The sequence below is a fragment of the Pedobacter sp. AK017 genome, assembly GCF_014200825.1.
GTDB classification, from domain to species: Bacteria; Bacteroidota; Bacteroidia; order Sphingobacteriales; family Sphingobacteriaceae; genus Pedobacter; species Pedobacter heparinus.
Genome location: NZ_JACHCW010000014.1, coordinates 1 through 21,552 on the forward strand (window position 1 = coordinate 1; position 21,552 = coordinate 21,552).

Below are 21,552 nucleotides of genomic sequence, written 5' to 3' on the forward strand. Positions count from 1 at the left end.
TTAGGGTGTATAACTCAAATAAAAATAAAAATACTGGGTGTATAACCAGATTGAAATTAATTCATTAACCTGTATAGCTATAAACGGATAAGACATGTCTATTCCTAAAATCTGTCTTGCTTCGGCCTGCTGCGTATTTTGCTCGTAGCTTGCGCACACCTGGCCCATAAAAAGGGTGCTTTTTACGAACAAGGTACAACCAAGGTATTGAGCAACTGATAGCAAGGTAGCAGGCAAACCCTTTATTTAGAATAATTAAAAATAATTTGCATTGTAATGTTCCTTTTACATAGATTTGCTGCTGTTTAGAATCAGTCCAAACAATGTAATATGAAAAGAACTCTACACCTCTTAAATTTTTGCGCGCTCTTTTTGCTTTGTTCACTTACAGCCGATGCCCAGCAGACAGCTACAATTAAAGGAAAGATAGTAACTGCTGAAGGAAAACCGGCCGAAGGGATTTCTGTTAAGCTGAAAGGCAGAAAGCTTGGAGATGCCACCAATGGAAAAGGTGAATATAAAATCAGTAATGTGGCACCTGGTGATTACACCATACAAGTGTCGGCAATCGGGCTTTCCTATCAGGAAAAAAGGATCAGTATAGGAGCCGGGGAAGAACTGCAACAGAATTTTTCGCTGAATGAAACCAATGCCCGCCTTAATGAAGTAAACATTTCTGAAGGGCGTAAAAATAAATTTGCAGCCAGAAAAAGTGAAACGGTAGCTAAAATGCCTTTAAGAAACCTGGAGAACCCGCAGGTGTATACCAGTATTTCAAAGGAACTGCTTGCCGATCAGCTGGTGACCAATTTTAACGATGCTTTGAAGAATTCGCCCGGGCTGGATAAATTATGGACCTCAACCGGTCGTGGTGGTGATGGGGCTGCTTATTATTCCTTACGTGGTTTTACCATACAGCCAACTATGGTTAACGGGGTGGCCGGTTTAACCAATGGTGACCTGGACCCTGCTGGTATTGAAAAAATTGAAGTGATCAAAGGTCCTTCGGGGGCACTGTTTGGGGGTACTTTAACCAGTTTTGGTGGTTTGATCAATATCATTACCAAAAAGCCACTCGATACTTTAGGCGGATCAATAAGTTATACAGCTGGTAATTTTGGCCTGAGCCGTCTTACGGCTGATGTATACGGCCCTGTAAATAAAGACAAAACCCTGCTTGCCCGTTTTAATACCGCTTATCATACGCAAAACAGTTTTCAGGATGCAGGTTTCAGAAAGTCGTTTTACTTTGCTCCGGCAATTGAATACCATGCTACAGATAAGCTGACCTTAAACCTGGATGCTGAGTTTTACAGCTATGAAGGCACCAACCCCTTAATGGTGTTTTTGAACAGGGGCAGGCAATTGATTGCACGTACACCGGAGGAGTTGAACTTCGATTGGAACCGCTCTTTTACGGCTAATGACATTACGGTTAAAACACCTGCCGTGAATATCCGTGGAAAGGCAAGCTATAAAATAAATGACCAATGGGTTTCGGAAACGAATTTATCGCGCAGTTACCGCCAGTCTGATGGCTATTATCAATATGTGATGTTTCTGGGTGCTACAGATACTGACCTGAGCAGGCTGGCCGCTTATCAGAACTCAACCAGTACGGCCATTGCCGCACAGCAGAATTTTATCGGTGACTTTAAAATCGGTAACTTAAGGAACCGCCTGGTAATTGGTTTAGACTTTTTGAGCCAGCACAACATCAATAACAATTCTCCTTATGTGACTTATGATGTGCTGCAGACGAATGACCTTACCTCGCTCAATGCCAATTATTCCAAGTTCAACCGTTCGGGGCTGATTACCAAAATAGCAGCCAGTACCGGAGCATCTTCAAAAAGCAGCAATGTGATGAATGTATATAGTGTATATGCATCCGATGTATTGAATATAACCGAACAGTTACTGGCAATGGCCAGCTTAAGGGTAGACCGTTTCCATAACCAGGGGACAGACAATTACGTTGCCGCTACAAATACTGGTGCTTACCTGCAAACAGCGTTTTCACCTAAATTTGGCCTGGTTTACCAGGTTGTGCCTGATCAGGTGTCTGTTTTTGCGAATTATATGAACGGGTTTAAAAATTCCGGGAATGCCATAGTACTGAGGAATGGTGTTTTCGAAGATAGTGCCCTTAAACCGCAACAAGCGAACCAGATTGAGGCTGGTGTAAAATTAGATGTATTCAGCAACAGGTTAAGCCTTACGGCCACCTATTATGATATTGCTGTCGACAATATGCCACTTAGTTTAACTGCTTCAGATAATGGCACATCACGTAATTATACCGTACAGGATGGTACCCAAAAAAGCAAAGGCTATGAATTTGACCTGACCGCCAATCCTGCCGAAGGCTTTAATGTAGTGCTGGGCTATAGCCATAACGATAGTAAAATGACCAAAGCCAGTCCAACTATTGAAGGGAGAAGACCGGTAAGTGCGGGGCCGGAAGACCTGGTTAACTTTTGGTTGAGTTATACAGTGCCTTATGGCGTGCTGAATGGTTTTGGTGCAGGTTTTGGTGGTAACTACGCCGGCAAAAATATAATTACCAGTACCACAACCACAGGCGATTTTACATTGCCTGCCTATACGGTATTGAATGCTTCCTTATTTTATAACATGCAGAAATTCCGTATTGGCTTAAAAATGGACAACCTGACCGATAAGCAATATTTTAAAGGCTGGACAACGGTAGAGGTGCAGCAACCAAGAAGCTTTCTTGCCAATATTTCCTTCAAATTTTAATTGGTGTGCTTGCTGAAAAAAAAAATAAAAAACCAAAAAGCCGGACCAGAAAGGTAGCCGGCTTTTTGCACCTCTGGCTCGGACTGGCTTCGGGGCTTGTGGTTTTTATTCTGGGGGTTACGGGCTGTCTCTATGTTTTTCAGAAAGAGATCTCTGATGTCATATACAGCGATCAGTTGTATGTAAAGCCACCCAAAAATGCCGTTGCCCTGCCGCTTACCCAATTGAAACAGATTGCAGAAAAAGCATTGAATAGTCCGAATGTAACTGCAACCACTTATGCCGACCCCGAAAAAGCTTGGGAGTTTATGTATTATAAAGCAGGGGACGATAAGGCCTTAACTTTTTTTGGTACAGTAGAAGCCTATAAATCAGCTTTCATCAATCCCTATACAGGTCAGGTAACGGGTATCATGGATTATGAGAAGAATTTTTTTGTCATTGTCAAATATCTGCACTGGAGCCTGTTGTTGAATACCCAATACGGACAGCCTGTAGTAGGCTACAGCACCCTTGTTTTTGTAATAATGCTGATTACAGGAATGATTTTATGGTGGCCTAAAAACCTGAAGAGGAACAATCTCAATAAGAGTTTTAAAGTTAAGTGGAAGGCTAAGTTTAAACGACTCAATTACGACCTGCATAATGTGCCTGGTTTTTATGCCATGCTGATTACACTGGTGCTGGCACTTACCGGAATGGTATGGGCCATGAAATGGTTCCAGACCCTAGTCTATGTAGTGGCTTCACAATCTATAACACCTCCAAAACCAAACCGTTTAAGTTCTGATTCTACAGCTGTGGCCATAAAGGAACCTTTAAATATTGCTTTTGAAACCGCAAGGAAACAATTTCCGGATGCAAAAAGAATTGCCCTGTCTGCCCCAGACGGGAAAAGTAAAGCCGCTGTGATCCGTGCTTTTGGCTACCGCGGCAAAGAAAACTATTACGATGTGGATGCCCTGCAGTTTGACCAGTTTACCGGGAAACTGCTTGGCCGTGAAAACTTTAAGGACAAGAACAATGGCGAAAAGCTCATCCGCATGAACTATGACATCCATGTAGGGGTGGTATTGGGCCTGCCAGGGAAAATACTGGCCTTTTTTGCCAGCTTAATTGCCGCCAGTTTACCCATTACCGGCTTTATCATCTGGTGGGGGCGTGGTAAAAAGAAAAAAGCCGCTATTTAGTATTCTTGCGCCAAACCTCGTAAATCTTAGCCCCTTTACTGCTCAGACCGCTATGGTGCCAGTCGCCATTTTCCAGCTTTCCATCAAATACCAGTGCTGCGCCTACACGACTGTTGTCGCGAGAAAAGAATTCAATGTTTTCGGTGTATTTGCCATCCTTAAAGGTATAGGAGCCACCACCGGTACCCGAGAACTGCTTCTTTGCAGGATCAATAGCCACCCATTGAAACTTAGTGCCAGTCAGCATTTTATAGGTCTGCCTGGTGCCTGTTTGGTGGAGAGGGGTAATTTTTCCGTCATCAGCCATGCGGCCCGTAATGCGCCAAAGTCCGGCAAGCGGAGCCTTGCTGTCGTCTACACGGTCAAAACTCACCTGGCCTTCCGGAACATCCAGCGACAGCTCGTTTGCTGTAAGGTTAAAGGGGATATCGGTTATTTTACCCACCTTAGTAGAATCGGCACTGTTAAATAAGGAAGTGCAGACCAGCTTGCTGCCCTTTGTTTCATAGTTGCCGCCCTGGGTCATGATAAACTGTTTTCCCTGGTATACAGTGTGAAAATAAAAGCCGTCGCTAAACAGCAGCTGGTGTGTTTTATTGCCTTCGCTCAGTTGCCAGGCCCCATTAACAGCTGTGGTTTGCGCGTTTAATTTGGAAAATGCAGTGCTACAGATCAGTACAGTAAACAACAATAATTTCATGGTCTTTGGGCCATCGCTTTTAATACTGGGGCAAAAGGCATTATAAATATAACAATTAAGCATCAGGAGCGTGTTAAAATTTGTTAAATTAAGGACTTATGTGTATCTGCTTCTTTATTTTTGATGAATAGTAAATGAAAAAAAGGAGCCTTTGGCTAATTACCGGACTCATGACCGTAGCATTGCTCGGTGTGTTTGTAATGCAATTGTATTACATCAGGCAGGCTTATAACCTAAATTCCCAGCTATTTGAACAGGATGTGAACCAGGCATTAAATGCGGTGGTTACCAAAGTACAAAAACGCAATGCAGCCTTGCACATCAGCAGGAAGGACAGGCAAATGGAGCTGGAAAGGAAGGCCGAGGTGCAGGACCAGGCCAAACAGCTGGTAGAATATAAGGACCGCTTTAAAGAAGAAGCGCAAAAGCGCGTACTGGAACGGCAGCGGCTCATTGTTGCCGACCTGAACCAGACCGATCTTGAGATCAGAAAGTCATACGCCAATCCCATCCTGATCTCTGAAGATGAATTTCGTGCTGCCTCCGATCTGGGTAATCCCAATAAATCGCCGGTGCATGTAGACGTAAATGTTGGGCTTGATGCTTTTGGAAATGTAGTTGCCGGACAGATCAAATCGACCTTTGTACAGGAAAGGCCAAAGCTTTTTAATGTAGCGCAAACTAAACTGCCAGATAGTATCCATTACCTGGCAGTTGATCCCGGTACCGGGAAAAATGTGCTGATCAGTGTAAGAACAGTGAGTGCTGAACTGGAAAGGAAATTTATCCTGGAAGATAACCTGGCCAAAAGGAAGTACGATGAAGGCTTGAAAAGGTTGATGTCCGATACCATTCCAATGAAGCCGGGGGCCGATATCCTGTTGCAGGACGTGGCCAAGGAGATGCGCGATGCCAATGTGCCGCTGAGTAAAATGATTGCTAAAGATGTGCTGGATACCCTCATCAAGAAGGAGCTGCTGAACAGGAACATTACACTCAAATATGATTTCTGGGTTGGTCTGGCACAAAAGGATTCCCTGGTGTATCGGAAAGCGGCCAACACGACCGGAGAATTATTACCTAAAAATACCTATAAAGCAACACTTTTTAATTCTGTAATCCGCGATCCGGGTATGTTATACCTGTATTTTCCAAATAAAAACTCACTCATATTTGCTAATCTAAGTGTAACGATGGCCTCTTCTGCGGGATTGTTGCTGGTGCTGATCTTCATTTTTGCCTATACCATTTACACCATTCTGAGGCAGAAAAAGATTTCTGAAATGAAGACGGACTTTATCAACAACATGACCCATGAATTTAAAACACCCGTAGCCACCATTATGATTGCCAGTGAGGCCCTTAAGGATCCGGAGGTTGTAGCGGATAAAAGCCGCATCAGCAGGCTCGCCGGAATTATCTATGATGAGAATGTACGTTTGGGTAACCATATAGAAAGGGTGCTGAGCATTGCACGACTGGAAAAGAAAGAGTTAAAACTGGAGCATAAGGAAGTGAATATCCACGACCTGATCACGGCGGTGGTAGACAGCATGAACCTGCAGCTGCAAAAGAAAAATGCCCGGGTAACCTTAAACCTGGAAGCCCTTCAGCCAGTTATTTTGGGTGATGAGCTGCACCTGTCCAATGTATTTTATAACCTAGTAGACAATGCCAATAAATACAGTTCGGAAAATCCTAAAATTACCATCACCACCAGGAATACTGACAAAGCATTGCACATTGAAATTGCCGATGAAGGTATTGGCATGACCAAAGAACACAGCAAACGTATTTTTGACCAGTTTTATAGGGTGCCAACCGGTAACCTGCACGATGTAAAAGGTTTTGGCCTTGGGCTTAACTATGTGCAGGACATCATCGAGCAAATGAACGGCTCTATAAAAGTACAGAGTGAAAAAGATAAAGGAACTACCTTTGAAATCAATTTACCGCTAAACCATAACCACAGCAAATGAAAAGAATACTATTGGTAGAAGATGACCCCAATCTTGGATTGCTCTTACAGGATTACCTTCAATTAAAGGGCAAGTTTGATGTGGTGCTATGTGCAGATGGGGAAGAAGGCCTCAAAGCATTTAGCAAACAGGAATTCGACCTTTGCATCCTGGATGTCATGATGCCCAAAAAGGATGGTTTTACCCTGGGCAAAGAAATCAGGAAGATCAATCAGGAGGTGCCCATTATTTTTGCTACGGCCAAGGCCATGATGGAAGATAAGGCATCGGCCTATGATCTGGGCGGTGATGATTACATCACCAAGCCCTTCAGGATTGAGGAGCTGCTGCTGCGGATCAATGCATTGTTAAAAAGGGTAGCTGTAAAAGAACACACTGATCCGGGACCGGCACAAACACAATTTCAGATCGGAGATTATACTTTCGATTATACCACACAGCTGATCCATTATGATGGGCTGCAGCAAAAATTATCTACCAAAGAGGCCGAGCTGCTGCGACTGCTTTGCCTTAAGAAGAATGCAGTGCTTACCCGTGAAGAAGCATTGCTGAGCATTTGGCACGATGACAATTATTTTAACGGGCGCAGCATGGACGTGTTTTTAAGCAAACTGAGGAAATACCTTAGAGAAGATCCCAAAGTCGAGATCTTAAACGTCCACGGCAAAGGCTACAAGCTGTTGGTAAATTAAAGGATCAACGTTTTTAATGCATACCTTCCCCAATTGCCCGATCTTGCTGCAAAAGTGCTTACCGCCTCCTGAAGACCTTTCCGATCTTTGGGCTTCCCTTTAACAGGGGGCTTAAGCTCATTGTCGGTAACCGGCCGGTCTGTTACTTTTGTGGCAAACCAGGTTACATGTTCATGGGGTATAGCCAGGCCAAGTATCATCCCCGGTAAACCGTTAAAAGACTCCGGGCCACCTGAAACCGGGATTTTATCGGTATAAAAAGCAACGATATAGATAGAGTCGGCAACAATTGCATTTGCCCGGCGGCATTCGTAACCTGCAATGTTGCGCATTTCTCCGGTTAATTTCCAGTTGATCTTTCTGACCGTATCTTTCAACAGAAAGGTTTCTTCAAAAATTTTTTTTTGTGAGGTAAACAAACCCGTTGTCAGATCGGTATAGGTAATGTTGTCTTGTGTACCAAAAGGGATCTGGATAAAGTTGCTCCCGGCAGTTTCGTTGGCAATGGGGCTAAAAAGTGTTTGATTCCCGGCGAAATATAAGGTGCTGTTTAGTTTTTTAAACTGTGGCTGGGTTCTTTTGTAATTTTCATAAGCATCGGAAAGGTAGCTGTTGCTTTGGTTTCCTACCATCTTTTTTAAAATGGCATGGGTATTTACAGAACGCTCAAATTCGATTACGCCCTGGTTGGTAAACCTTACGTTTTGTGCCTGTATGGGTCCTATGGCCAGTAACAGGTAAATAATTAGTGCAGGTATGTGTTTCATAATGCTTATTTGTTAACTGATCCGCCCATTTTATTAAAATCCCAGATTACAGAGAACATAAAGTACCGCCGTATAGTGGTATAACTGTTCTGGATGATCCTGTTGCTCCAGGCACTTCTGCTCTGGCCGGTATTCTGGTTCAGCAAATCGTTGCCTTTAATTTCCAGTGTCAGGTTCTCTTCCTTAAAGAATTTTTTGCGGATGGACGCGTTCCAGATGGTGCGTTCAAAATTGTTGTCAAATGAGGCCGTTGCTGCTGTAAACTGATAATCGGCATCGGTGTTCAGCTGAAATTTAGCCGGCAGGAACAGGGTAAACCCGGCCCTGGAGTTTAAGTTCCAGCCATTGTTGTTCACCTGTTGCTGTAAAGAGGACTGGCTGGTATTGTAACCCGGCTCGATCCGGATGTTGAAGCTGTATTTTTTTGCGTCCCATCTGGATACAGAAAAGCTGCCCGAAAAGTTATAGGATTCGGCCTCGTTCAGGGCCTTGTTGATGTAATTATAAGCTGTATTGCCATAGGCGTTTAAACCAAGGCCTATCCTGAGGTCCAGCGATTTGATTTTCCGGTCGCCACCAAAATAAAAATTGAAGTTCTTGGGCGTCTTGCTACTCAGGTTGATGGATTGATAAGTGTTTTTACCAGCCGCATCAGTGGTCATATTGCTTACAATGGCATTGCCGGTAAAACCAAAAGAAGCACCGATATAAAGGCCTTGTTCGCTGAGCACTTTATAAGAATTGTAATTCAGGTTAAAGCGGTTTGAAAATGATGGGTTCAGGTCTTTGTTACCTATGGTAATGTTTAAGGGGTCGGTGTTTACGCGTATGGGCTGTATATCGCTTAGCTGGGGCTGGGTATTGTTGCCGTTGTAGGCGAAACGAAATGTTGCCTGCTGCGAAATCTTGAGCAGGTAGGATGCCTGTGGACTCCAGTTGATGAAATTCCGGTCAAAGTTCCGGTCATGATAAACATCATATTGGTTAAACCGTACTGCAGTTGCCTTTGTGCCAAAGTTGATGGTGGTCTTGTTCTTTTTGTAGTTAAAAACTGCGCCCAGCTGATTGGTAAGCTGGTTAAGCTCGTAATCGTTGCTGTATAAGGTATCCAGGAGGTCATACCTTCCACTGCCTGCCTGGTTAAAAGACTTCCTGTCGGATGTCCCATTATTAAAGCCCAGGCCGTAATTAAACACCAGGGCAAGGCTTTTAGAAAGCGGTTCGGTATAAGTGAGGTTGGTATTTAATACCGAGTTTATCCCATCATTGGTCTTGTACTGGTTGATGTGGCTGACACTGTCCTGCCCGCCTGTTTCATTAAAAAAGGTATTTACAGAATTTAAAAAGCCGGCACTGGAGTTTTTGGTGAGGGAATAGCTCATGTTTGCCGAAAAAGTACGGCGGGGTTTTTTAAATTTTAAGGTATATAAAGCACTCATATTAAAGAGCTGATCTTTCCCATCATTGCTCAGGTTCCTTTCGCTGGTGTTGAGCAGGCCTATGCCTGCTTTTGTGCTGCTGGAATTAAATTCGGAGTTTGTTTCAGAATTTTTGAGTGTGCCATCTACGGATATTTTTAAGGTAGATACAGAATCAAGGTTGGCAAAATAACTGAGGTCCAGCTTTTGCCTGAAAATGTAATTGTCAAAGTTCTGATCGGAATTGCTGTTTAAGATCCCATCAGGCAGGTTGTTCTGGGTAAGCGTATTTTTGGTGCCCTTTACCCCCAGCGATCCTATTTTATAATTGGTGTTGAGGCTTTGTTTGTCCTTATTCCATTTGGTGTCATAATGCAGTCCACCAGTGCGTGCCAGAGGGATACCTTCATTGTTGTAACGTCCGTCATAAGATTCCAGCTCATCACCACGGCCCCCCATTGTAATCATCATGCCGCCATCATCACTAAACTCTACTGTTGTACCCGAATTGTATTTTCTGCTGTCCTGCCAGCTAAGTCCGGTTTTTCCGGTATTGGCCAGCGTACTGTAGACCGAGAATTTTTGTTTGGCCTTAAAAACATTGAACATGCCCTGCAAACCGTAAAAATCATCCGTTCCTGCGCCGGCATCTATTTTTCCAAAGTATCCTTTTTTCTTGTCTTCCTTTAGCTTCAGGTTAATGGTCTTTTCGGTTTTGTCGTCATCTATACCAGTAAATACGGCCTGGTCGCTTTTTTTATCGTAAAGCTGTACTTTATCTACCATATCGGCCCGCAGGTTCTTTGTTACCAGGGTCGGGTCATCCCCAAAAAATTCATCCCCATCCACCAAAACTTTAGTCACCGTTTGTCCCTGGGCCGTAATTTTCCCGTCTTTGTCTACCTGTATGCCGGGCAGTTGCTGTAAAAGGTCTTCTACCCTTGCATTGGGCCGTACGGTAAAACTACCTGCATTAAATTCGGTCGTGTCCCCCTTCATTTTGATGGCGGCTATTTTTCCTTTGATGATCACATCATTCAGCAATGTTGATTTCAGGATCATGTTCAGGCTGCCAAAGTCTTTAACTGCATGCGCGGTATCCAAGGTAAAATCTTCGGCATAGTCGGCATATCCGGGGTAGGTAACCAGTAAAATAAATTTACCGGGACGCAGCGTTGCTAAGGAAAAATTACCTTCAGCATCGGCCCTGCCAAACTTTACCAGGGTAGAATCTTGTTGGTTTAATACCGTAATAGTGGTGTTCACCAGCTTATAGGTGGCCATACTATCTGTAACAGAACCTTTAACAGCATAACCTTGCTGGGCAGAAACTTTCAGAACAAGGCATAAGAATAGGGCAATCAGAGCAATTAATTTCATTTGGCTAGGTGTGGTTTAATCTAAAGTTATAACTAAAACTTTAGTAATAGAAATTTTTATTGTTAATTTTTGTTAATTTTTTTGTAATCCTGTCCTTAGCTTAAATATTGCTACTTTTATAAAGACAATAGTTAACCGCTTTTATCTATTTATCCTCATGAAACTCAAATTGCCTTCTGTACATTCCTTATGGTTAAGTTTCCTTAGGGTCATCTCCCGGTTTCCTTTACAGGTGTTACTTTCTATAACGGCTACACTGGCCTGGTGCATTGTGGTAAACCCTACCGGGGCCGTTAAACCTATAGAAGAGCAGCTGATAGAGTTTATTGCCATGTGCAACCTGGGCCTGACCTTATTGCTGGCTGCCGATCTGTATGCCGAGGTAAACCATTATAGCCGGGCAAAGCAATGGGGATTGCGTTTGCTGATGGTCCTGATTTGTACCGGCCTGTACTTTTTACTGAACCCGTATTTTTACCTGGCCGATACTTACCGTATTGCCCTGCTGGCTTTTGCCTTTCACCTGCTGGTCGCTTTTGCCCCTTTTATCAGGCATGGCAATTTAAATGGTTTCTGGCAGTATAATAAATCACTTTTCCTGAGGTTTCTTACCGCTGCCCTGTATGCAGCCGTACTTTTTGCAGGGCTGGCCATTGCGCTGGTGGCTATCGACGGCCTGTTTAGTGTAAAGATTGGCTGGCAAACTTATATGCGGTTGTTTGCTGTGGTAACCGCCGGATTTATGACCATTTTTTTCCTGGCTGGTGTGCCTGAAAGTTTTGAAGGGCCCGATACTGAAGAAACCTATCCTAAAGGCCTTAAAATATTTACCCAATATGTGCTAATTCCATTAATGACCATTTATCTGGCCATTTTACTGGTATACGAGATCAAGATCATTTTTTTGTGGGAATTGCCTAAAGGCCTGGTCTCTACGCTGATCCTCGGTTATGCCGTATTTGGCATTTTATCATTGCTGCTCATTTATCCCATTAAGGAAAAGGAGGGCAACGGCTGGATGAAATTATTTTCCAGGTTCTTTTACGTGATGATGTTGCCCCTGGTGGTATTGCTTTTACTGGCAGTGTGGAAAAGGGTAGGCAATTATGGCATTACCGAATCCAGGTATATCCTGATCATCCTGGCGGTATGGCTTACTTTTATTACGGCTTATTTCCTGGTCAGCAAAAAGCAGAACATCAAAATTATTCCGGTAAGCCTTTGTATCCTGGCACTGCTAACTACTTACGGGCCACAGAGTGCTTTTTCGGTCTCTGAATATTCTCAGCTGGCCCGCTTAAAAAAGCTGATGGCCTCTAAGGTTAAAAAAGATACAGACCAGCGTGCATCGGTTGTGCGTTACCTGGTAGAGCGGCATGGCCTGAGTGCTTTACAGCCTTTTACCCGGGTAGACTTAAGGGCACTGGAAAGTAAAATGGAACTGAAAGCGGGAAGCCAATCGCGCTATACTTTAAAAAGTGATAAAACGGATACCGCATTTGCACTGCTGAAGATTACAGACAATAGCTACAGCACAAACATAGACAACCGGCATTTTGCACCCGAAACAGAAAACCTGGTACAGGTTAAAGGTTATGATTATGTAATTGCAGTTGAAAATTATACCGACAAACAGACCTTTAAAATAAACAACATCAATCTGGAGCTTGAAAAGGTGAGGCAGTATGGTAACCTGAGGTTGAAGGTAGGGACAGCACCTGCAGTTGAATTTGATGTCAGAAAAATGGCCAAAGCTGCGGTGGCCCAATATAAGGCCGGTAAATTAAAAGGCAAACCCGACGATACGGGCTATGCTTACCTGCCGCAGGACAGCCTTTCTTTAACGCATCAGCTGGGCAATATGGAAATTAAACTTTGCATCACTTCCCTCAACAGTACCCTCAATACAGGTGATGAGGAAGACTTTACAAGATGGCTAAATTACAATGGTTACCTGCTGATTGGGTTAAAGTAGTCAATTCTTGTTAGCTTTGCAGTATGCTGAATTCAGAAAATGCCAACCCTGCGGAGCTTGCGGCCAGATTTGTAAACTATACTTCCAAACACATTTTCCTGACCGGAAAAGCGGGCACAGGTAAAACTACTTTTTTGAGGCGTTTAATTGAACTTACCCATAAAAAAGCGGTAATAGCTGCACCCACAGGTATTGCGGCCATCAATGCAAGCGGGGTAACCATCCATTCTTTATTCCAGCTTCCCTTTGGGGCTTATTTGCCCAAACAACCGGCAGCAGAGGGCAACCATTACAACCAGCAGTACAATACGCCGAAATCTATTGTCAGACATTTAAATATGACAGCTGCCAAGCGTAAGGTGCTGGTAGATATGGAATTGCTCATCATTGATGAGGTGAGCATGCTAAGGGCCGATCTGCTGGATGCGATAGACATGGTGTTGCGCTACATCAGAAGGAACAACAGCGCCAGCTTTGGCGGGGTACAGGTCTTGTTTATTGGCGACCTGCATCAGCTACCACCCGTGGTAAAATCGAGCGAGTGGACCCTGCTTGGGCAGTTTTACAACAGTGCCTATTTTTTTGATGCACATGCCCTGCAGCAGCAGCCACCTGTTTATATAGAGCTGGAAAAGATTTACAGGCAGGCCGACGATGTATTTATCCGTTTGCTGAACAACTTACGTAACAATGAAGTCAGCCCCCAGGATGTTGCCTTACTGGAAAAATATTATAAAGCTGATTTTAAGCCAGCCATTGCCGATAAATACATTACGCTCACCACCCATAACCATAAAGCCGATACCTTAAATAAACAAAGCCTGGAAGAACTGGATAGTCCGTCCTATCTTTATATGGCCAGGGTTGATGATGAATTTAGCGAATATGCTTACCCCGCAGAGCATATCCTGGAACTAAAAAAGGGTGCACAGGTGATGTTCATCAAAAACGACCCTACAGGTGAGCAGCGTTTTTTTAACGGTAAGATAGCTACGGTAATTTCCCTGACGCCTGACAGGATTGAGGTGCAGACGGAAGGTAACAACGAAAAGATTGTAGTTGAAAAATATAAATGGGAGAACATCAGGTATACTACTGATAAGGTGAGCGGCGAGATCAAAGAAGAATTGATCGGTACCTTTACCCAATATCCGCTTAAACTGGCCTGGGCAATTACGGTGCACAAAAGTCAGGGCCTTACTTTCGACAAGGCCATTATCGACATAGGCAATGCCTTTGCACCTGGTCAGATCTATGTGGCCCTGTCGCGGTTACGTTCGCTGAACGGGCTGGTGCTCACTTCCCAGATCTCGGGTTCAGGCATCCGGCAGGACCAGAATGTTTCTTTTTTCTCCAGGCATAAACAGGAGCATTCGGTACTGGAAAACCAGATTGTACAGGAAAGTGAAAACTTTTTAAGATCATATCTGCTGTCTTGCTTTGACCTGACTCCTCTGGATAATTATGTATATGAGCATGTACATTCCTATACCAAAGACATCAACAAATCGGCCAAGCAAAAGCATGTAAAATGGGCTGCACAATTGCTAAAGGACCTGTCTGAAGTAAAGGTACATTCCAGTAAGTTTTTGGCACAGATCCAAAGGCTGTACCAGGATAAATCGGAAAGGGGGCTACAAACCCTGCTGGAAAGGACTACCGCTGCCGAAAATTATTTTAAACCCCTGCTTGCGGCGTTTTCAAAAAGAATATTTGAACGCATGGAACTGGTAAAACAGGACAAGCAGGTGGTGGCTTATTTAACTGAACTGCTTGAAATGGAAGCCCTGTTTTACGAACAGCTCAAAAAGATCCGTAAAGCTACCGCTCTATTGAACGCCACCATTAGCGGTAAAGAATTTACGAAACAGGATGTAAATGCCCTGCTGAGTCAGGCTGAAAGAGCAGCCCAGATGGAAACGGTTTTTGCTATGCCCGGCAAGCTGGACTTTACCGATAAAAAAACAAAGGCTAAATCGGCCGCCAAATCGAAAGCCCCTAAAAAGGAAAAAGAGCCCAAAACAGATACCAAAGAACTGTCGCTCGCGCTGCTAAAGGAGGGAAAGACCATTGCCGAAATTGCCGAAGAACGCAAAATGGTTGCCGGTACCATAGAGGGCCACCTGGCCCATTATGTAGCTAAACAGGAAATATCGGCAAAAGAAATTATAGGGGCCAGAAAGTTGGAAGAGATCCTCGCCGCAATAAAAAAACTGCAAACCATACAGATGAACCCGATTAGGGAGCTGCTGGGCAGGGATTATTCTTTTGGCGAGATCAAGATCGGGATTGCTGCGCACCTGGCTGAAAGGGAATAGCGGGACTGCCTTAAAAGGTCTTACCAGTTCAGCTCGCCTTCAAACACTTTTTCGGCAGGGCCACATAAAAACACATTTGTAAACTGCCGGCCATTGTGATCAAATTCTACACTTAAATCGCCGCCCAGCACCTTAACAGGTGTTTTGAGGTGCCCGCTCTGCTGTTTGTGCAGGGCCATAGATAAAGCTACTGCTGTAACTCCTGTACCGCAGGCATAGGTTTCATCCTCTACACCACGTTCAAAGGTGCGTACAAACAAATGGTCGCCTTTGTCTTCTACAAAGTTTACATTGATGCCCTCTTTTTTATAGGTCTCATTGTTGCGTATAGCCTTGCCTTCATGGTAAACATCATAAGTGGCCAGGTTTTCCATGCGGGCAACATAATGTGGCGATCCGGTGTTCAGCACATAAGCTTCTCCATCCCTGCTGATGGTGTCAATATCTATCATCTGCAGCTCTACCCAGTTGCCTTCAGCTGAAATTTTGGCATAGTGCGGGCCATCTACTGCCAAAAAGTTAGTTTCTTTGTCAATGATACCCAGGTGTTTGGCAAAAGCTACAATGCACCTGCCCCCGTTGCCACACATGCTGCCTGGCCTGCCGTCTGAGTTAAAATAAAGCATCTCAAAATCATAATCAGGATGGCTGGTCAGAAACATCAGCCCGTCTCCGCCGACACCAAAACGTCTGTCGCATATTTTTTTAACCCATTCATAATCAATATCTTTGACTGGACTTGCACTGTGGTCAATCAGAATAAAATCGTTTCCTGCGCCCTGGTATTTGAAGAAATGGATGTTCATTGGAGTGATATACTGGTATTTAACATTTTTTAACAGTATTCATGACTGTTTGCAGATGCAAATATCGGTGATATGGTATTAAATTTGAATAAATCATTGAAAAAAGAATATTAACGATTTTTTAACAGATAAATTTAAACTGATATATAAATGAAAAGGATAGGATTAATAGCGTTGGCTGCATTTATAGGTGGTGCGGCTGCAATTGGTAGCTATAAATTATTAGAGACCAAAAATAGTGAGATGTTATCTTTTGCGGACCAGCAAAAGGTGCTTTTTGCAAATAACCCCAAAATTTCTTCAGCAGGTGCTGTTGATTTTGTAGAAGCTGCAGCAACAGTTTCTCCGGCGGTAGTTCACATTAAAACTTCGTACGGTAGTAATTCTTCCGAAGGGCAGGCACGTTCCTCTTCTCCTTTTGATATGTTTGACGATCTGTTTGGTGGTGGCGGTGGCCGCCGGATGCAGCGTATGCCAAGGGCAGCTTCTGGTTCGGGAGTTATTTTAACCCCTGATGGTTATATTGTAACCAACAACCACGTGGTAGACAATGCAGATAAAATTGAAGTGATCTTGTCCAACAAACGGAAAGTAAGTGCCAAAGTGATCGGTAAAGACCCGAATACGGACCTTGCCCTGATTAAAGTTGAGGCCAATGACCTGCCGGTAGTAAAAATGGGTAACTCTGATAATGTTCAGATCGGTGAATGGGTACTTGCAGTAGGTTTCCCGCTTGATCTGCAAACTACAGTCACTGCAGGTATTGTAAGTGCAAAAGCAAGAAGTATTGGCATTTTGGGCAGACAACAACAAGGCCTGACAGAAGAAGAGTATGAAGAATACCGCAGAACCGGTAAAGCACCGGAAAGGGCAAATACCAGTATAGAATCTTATATCCAGACCGATGCGGCCATTAACCCTGGAAACAGTGGTGGTGCTTTGGTAAATACCAACGGAGAGCTGATCGGGATCAATGCAGCAATTGCTTCGCAAACAGGTACCAATGAAGGATATGGCTTCGCTATTCCAATTAACCTGGCTAAAAAGATCCTTGATGATTTTAGAAAATATGGTAGCGTGAAACGTGGTTATATAGGTGTTTCTTTTGTTCCACTTGATGCAGACAATGCCGACAAACTGAAAGTGAACGATATCAATGGACTTTATGTAAGTGAAGTCCTGCCAAATGGTGGTGGTGCTGCTGCGGGGATTAAAAAAGGAGACATCATTAAAAAAGTTGAGGGCGTGGAAGTTTTTGACTCTCCGGACCTTCAGGAAAGAATAGGCCGTTTGAGTCCTGGCGATAAAGTTCAGTTGACCTTGTTAAGAGACGGTGCCCTAAAAGATGTTAAGGTTACTTTAAAAGGTGATAACAGTGTAGGCCTGAATACTTCAAAACTGGCTGAAAAATCAACCGGTACAAGCCTGAGTAAGTTAGGGGCTTCTTTTGAACCTGCCTCTGCACAACTTAAAGCACGTTATGGGGTAAAAAATGGAGTTGTAGTGAGCGATATCGAAGCAGGTAAACTGTTCGATTCATGGGAAATCCCTAAAGGCGTACTGATCACCGCTGTGAACGGTACACCGGTAAACAGTGCCAAAGATGTAGAAAGCGCCCTGCCAAGATCAAGAAACGGTATGACTACCATTTCAGGGGTTGGTCCTCAGGGTAGGTTTACCTATTCACTGACGAACGGAAGATAATTTAAATTCATTTTTTTGAAGAGCTGCATCGTACATAACGGTGCAGCTCTTTTTTGTATTTAGCTGTATGACAGTTGCCATTATCCAGACTTTTTCTGTAGTTTTTCCTGCCCGAGCAAGAGAATAGCAAGACAATAGCAAGAGGAAAGCAAGACAATTTTATAATGGTGTCTTACTTCAGGAAGGTTTAGGCAGCTCAAAAGACAACAGGAGATTTGCCTGATTTTCAATTATCATTGAATTGTAAAGTTAGAATGTTTCTAAATAGCTGATTTGTGCTTGGAATTAACCGATTAATTCTTTTATTAAATACTTTTGCACATAACAGAAATAAAATAAACAATCTAATGGCAAGTTTCGGAAACGCTTTTTCCTCATCAATAGGAAAAAAATTAATAATGGGCATAACGGGCCTGTTTCTCATTTCATTTCTTTTAGTGCATTGTTTTCTCAATTCGCTGATTTTTGTTAATGATGGTGGCTTAACCTTTAATATGGGTGCACATTTTATGGGCACGAACTGGTTAATCCGGTCGATGGAAGTGGTGTTGTTTGCCGGTTTGCTGGCGCACATTTTCCAGGGATTCAGACTTACTTTTCAAAACCAGGCCGCAAGGCCGGTTAAGTATGCGGTAAACAATGGTGCAGCAAACAGCAAGTGGTATTCCCGTTCTATGGGTTTACTGGGTACTTTATTGCTGATCTTCCTGATCGTCCACATTTCTAAGTTTTGGGTGATGTCCCGTTTTACAGGCATCCCAACTGTAGATGCAAATGGTAACCATGATCTGTTCGCAGTAATGGTAGAGACCTTTAAAAACCCATTGTTGGTGCTGCTTTATGTACTGGCTATGGTTTCACTGGCTTACCACTTGTTACATGGTTTTGCTTCGGCTTTCCAGACACTGGGATGGAACCATAAGAAGTATACCCCAATTATCAAATCATTGGGTGTTTGGTATTCGATTATCATTTCCCTGCTTTTTGCTGCCATGCCGGTAGCAATGTACCTGGGCCTTATTAAATAATTTTAGCATAAAAGACATGTCAGATTTGAATTCAAACATACCAGAGGGAGAATTAACCACAAAGTGGACTAAGTATAAGTCTTCTGTGCCTTTGGTTAACCCGTCAAATAAAAGAACGATAGAGGTGATCATTGTTGGCTCAGGTTTAGCAGGTGCTTCGGCAGCGGCAACACTGGCTGAAATGGGTTATAAAGTGAAGTGTTTCTGCTTCCAGGATTCACCACGCAGAGCACATTCCATTGCAGCACAGGGTGGTATCAATGCAGCAAAGAACTACCAGAACGACGGCGACAGTGTATACCGTTTGTTTTATGATACCATTAAAGGCGGCGATTACCGTGCACGCGAAGCCAACGTACACCGTTTGGCAGAAGTAAGTGCAAACATTATAGATCAGTGTGTGGCACAAGGTGTTCCGTTGGCCAGGGAGTACGGTGGTTTGCTGGACAACCGCTCTTTTGGGGGTACACAGGTGCAAAGAACATTTTATGCAGCCGGACAAACCGGTCAGCAATTGCTGTTGGGTGCATATTCTGCTTTGGAGCGCCAGATCGGTATGGGTAAGGTAGAAATGTTTACCCGTCATGAAATGCTGGAAGTAGTAAAAATTGATGGTAAAGCACGTGGTATCATTGCCAGGAACCTGATCACAGGTGAAATTGAGCGTCATTTCGGCCACGCTGTAGTATTGGGAACGGGTGGTTACGGAAACGTTTTTTACCTGTCTACAAATGCTATGGGCAGTAATGTAACCGCAGCCTGGAAAGCACATAAACAGGGGGCTTATTTTGCCAATCCCTGCTACACACAAATCCACCCTACCTGTATCCCGGTTTCGGGCGACCATCAGAGTAAGCTTACGCTGATGTCTGAATCACTGCGGAATGATGGCAGGATTTGGGTGCCGAAGAAAAAAGATGATCTGCGCAAGGCTTCTGAAATCCCTGAAGATGAAAGGGATTATTACCTGGAGCGCAGATACCCTGCTTTTGGTAACCTGGTACCGCGCGATGTAGCTTCAAGAGCGGCAAAAGAACGCTGCGATGCGGGTTATGGTGTGGGCGCGTCTAAACTGGCTGTATACCTCGATTTTAAAGCCAATACAGAACGTTATGGTCGTATTGAGGCTGCTAAGGCCGGAAACCACAATCCTGATAAGGAAACCTGTATGCGTCTGGGTACTGAGGTGATCAAGGCAAAATATGGTAACCTGTTTGATATGTATGCACAGATCACAGGCGAAAATCCTTACGAAACACCGATGCGGATCTATCCTGCAGTGCATTATACCATGGGCGGACTTTGGGTAGATTATAACCTGATGACCAATGTACCGGGGCTGTATTGCACAGGTGAGGCTAATTTCTCTGACCATGGTGCCAACCGCTTGGGGGCCTCGGCATTGATGCAGGGACTGGCAGATGGTTATTTTGTATTGCCTTATACCATTGGGGCATATTTATCGAAAGAGATCTCTGTGAAGGCCATTCCTACAGATCACCCGGCTTTTGTCGAAGCCGAGGCAAGGGCAAAAGGTATTCTGGATACGCTGATCAACATCAAAGGAACAAAATCGGTAGATCATTTCCATAAACGCCTGGGTCACATCATGTGGGAAAAATGCGGTATGGCCCGTAACGAAAAGGGATTGAAGGAAGCGATTGAAGAGATCAGGGCATTGCGTGCCGAGTTCTGGAGAGATGTTCGCGTGCCGGGATCGGTTGATGAGCTGAATACGGAACTGGAAAAGGCAGGCCGTGTAGCCGATTTTATAGAACTGGGTGAGTTGATGTGCATAGATGCATTAAACCGCAACGAAAGCTGCGGCGGCCATTTCCGCGAAGAATATCAAACGGAAGAAGGCGAGGCACTGCGTGACGATGAGCATTATGCTTACGTTGCCGCCTGGGAATTTAAGGAAGGAGTAAACTTTGAACTGCATAAAGAAGAGTTGAAGTTTGAAAATATTAAAGTAGCACAAAGAAGTTATAAATAGTACAATATCATGAGTACAGGAAATATGAACTTAACGCTGAAAGTTTGGCGTCAGAAAAATAACAAGACCAAAGGTGCTTTGGTGGATTATAAGGTGTCTGATATTTCGCCTGATATGTCTTTTTTAGAGATGTTCGATGTGCTGAACGAGCAGCTGATCAATAAAGGCGAGGAGCCTATTGTATTTGATCACGATTGCCGTGAAGGTATCTGCGGAATGTGTTCGATGTTCATTAACGGCAGGCCGCATGGACCAAAGGACCTGGTAACAACCTGCCAGTTGCACATGCGTTCGTTTAAGGATGGCGATACAATTGTGGTTGAGCCATGGAGGGCGAAGGCTTTCCCGGTAATCAAAGACTTAACGGTAGACAGAACGGCATTTGACAGGGTAATTGCTGCAGGTGGTTTCATCTCGGTAAATACCGGTAATGCACAGGATGCGAATAACCTGCCAATCCCTAAAATTCAGGCTGATGCTGCTTTTGAGGCTGCGGCCTGCATTGGCTGTGGTGCCTGTGTGGCGACCTGCAAAAATGCTTCGGCCATGTTGTTTGTTTCTGCAAAGGTTTCTCAGCTGGCACAATTGCCTCAGGGACAACCGGAACGTTACCGCAGGGTACAAAGTATGGTTGCGCAGATGGATGCCGAAGGTTTTGGTAACTGTACCAATACAGGAGCTTGTGAGGCAGAATGTCCTAAAGGCATATCTTTAGAGAACATTGCGCGTATGAATAGAGATTTTTATTCGGCAAAATTTGTATCTGAGGAAGATATTTAATAGTTTTATACAACGAGACAAGGTATTACACAAAGAAACCCGGCCACATTATGGCC

Annotated in this window: 14 protein-coding genes; 10 read left to right on the top strand and 4 right to left on the bottom strand. The window is 43.9% G+C overall.

Annotated elements, in window-relative coordinates; genetic code table 11:
• The first annotated feature begins 330 nt into the window (after positions 1–330).
• Complete coding sequence (locus HDC92_RS18625; RefSeq protein ID WP_012780378.1) at positions 331–2,763, top strand: TonB-dependent receptor; 2,433 nt, start codon at positions 331–333, stop codon at positions 2,761–2,763.
• A gap of 5 nt (positions 2,764–2,768) precedes the next feature.
• Positions 2,769–3,953 (top strand): PepSY-associated TM helix domain-containing protein, encoded by a 1,185-nt coding sequence (locus HDC92_RS18630; RefSeq protein ID WP_183876639.1) that lies wholly within the window; start codon positions 2,769–2,771, stop codon positions 3,951–3,953.
• Here the strand turns inward: HDC92_RS18630 and HDC92_RS18635 are convergent.
• Positions 3,946–4,653, bottom strand: a complete 708-nt coding sequence (locus HDC92_RS18635) for a hypothetical protein (RefSeq protein WP_036675069.1) — start codon at positions 4,651–4,653, stop codon at positions 3,946–3,948. The two genes, HDC92_RS18630 and HDC92_RS18635, sit on opposite strands and share 8 nt — an antisense overlap.
• A gap of 134 nt (positions 4,654–4,787) precedes the next feature.
• On the opposite strand from HDC92_RS18635, the gene HDC92_RS18640 reads away from it, so the two are divergent.
• Together HDC92_RS18640 and HDC92_RS18645 are read left to right on the top strand one after the other, a co-directional pair.
• A complete protein-coding gene (locus tag HDC92_RS18640) occupies positions 4,788–6,632 on the top strand; it encodes a sensor histidine kinase (RefSeq protein ID WP_183876640.1) in 1,845 nt (614 codons plus the stop codon).
• Entirely contained in the window at positions 6,629–7,324 is a 696-nt protein-coding gene (locus HDC92_RS18645) for a response regulator transcription factor (protein ID WP_012780382.1), read from the top strand. The genes HDC92_RS18640 and HDC92_RS18645 overlap by 4 nt, the downstream gene beginning before the upstream one ends.
• On the opposite strand, the gene HDC92_RS18650 is transcribed toward HDC92_RS18645, so the two are convergent.
• On the bottom strand, positions 7,321–8,091 hold the full coding sequence (locus HDC92_RS18650; protein ID WP_183876641.1) for a GLPGLI family protein: 771 nt from the start codon (positions 8,089–8,091) through the stop codon (positions 7,321–7,323). The genes HDC92_RS18645 and HDC92_RS18650 overlap by 4 nt on opposite strands.
• Before the next feature lie 5 nt (positions 8,092–8,096).
• Entirely contained in the window at positions 8,097–10,889 is a 2,793-nt protein-coding gene (locus HDC92_RS18655; RefSeq protein ID WP_183876642.1) for an outer membrane beta-barrel family protein, read from the bottom strand.
• Positions 10,890–11,046: 157 nt separating this feature from the next.
• On the opposite strand from HDC92_RS18655, the gene HDC92_RS18660 reads away from it, so the two are divergent.
• Entirely contained in the window at positions 11,047–12,864 is a 1,818-nt protein-coding gene (locus tag HDC92_RS18660; protein ID WP_183876643.1) for a DUF4153 domain-containing protein, read from the top strand.
• A gap of 23 nt (positions 12,865–12,887) precedes the next feature.
• Complete coding sequence (locus HDC92_RS18665; protein WP_183876644.1) at positions 12,888–15,182, top strand: helix-turn-helix domain-containing protein; 2,295 nt, start codon at positions 12,888–12,890, stop codon at positions 15,180–15,182.
• Between the two features lie 20 nt (positions 15,183–15,202).
• On the opposite strand, the gene dapF is transcribed toward HDC92_RS18665, so the two are convergent.
• Complete coding sequence (dapF, locus tag HDC92_RS18670) at positions 15,203–15,988, bottom strand: diaminopimelate epimerase (protein WP_183876645.1); 786 nt, start codon at positions 15,986–15,988, stop codon at positions 15,203–15,205.
• A gap of 150 nt (positions 15,989–16,138) precedes the next feature.
• On the opposite strand from dapF, the gene HDC92_RS18675 reads away from it, so the two are divergent.
• From HDC92_RS18675 to HDC92_RS18690, 4 genes are all read left to right on the top strand, one after another.
• Positions 16,139–17,692: a trypsin-like peptidase domain-containing protein gene (locus tag HDC92_RS18675; RefSeq protein WP_183876646.1), complete on the top strand. Its 1,554-nt coding sequence runs from the start codon at positions 16,139–16,141 to the stop codon at positions 17,690–17,692.
• Between the two features lie 347 nt (positions 17,693–18,039).
• The gene (locus tag HDC92_RS18680) at positions 18,040–18,720 is read left to right on the top strand and encodes a succinate dehydrogenase cytochrome b subunit (RefSeq protein ID WP_036675072.1); all 681 of its coding nucleotides are present in this window, start codon (positions 18,040–18,042) and stop codon (positions 18,718–18,720) included.
• 16 nt (positions 18,721–18,736) lie between these two features.
• Positions 18,737–20,716 carry a fumarate reductase/succinate dehydrogenase flavoprotein subunit gene (locus HDC92_RS18685; RefSeq protein ID WP_012780390.1) on the top strand — a complete coding sequence of 660 codons (1,980 nt, stop codon included), beginning with the start codon at positions 18,737–18,739 and terminating at the stop codon, positions 20,714–20,716.
• Between the two features lie 9 nt (positions 20,717–20,725).
• Positions 20,726–21,496, top strand: coding sequence for a succinate dehydrogenase/fumarate reductase iron-sulfur subunit (locus tag HDC92_RS18690; RefSeq protein WP_012780391.1), 771 nt, complete (start codon positions 20,726–20,728; stop codon positions 21,494–21,496).
• Positions 21,497–21,552: the final 56 nt, after the last annotated feature.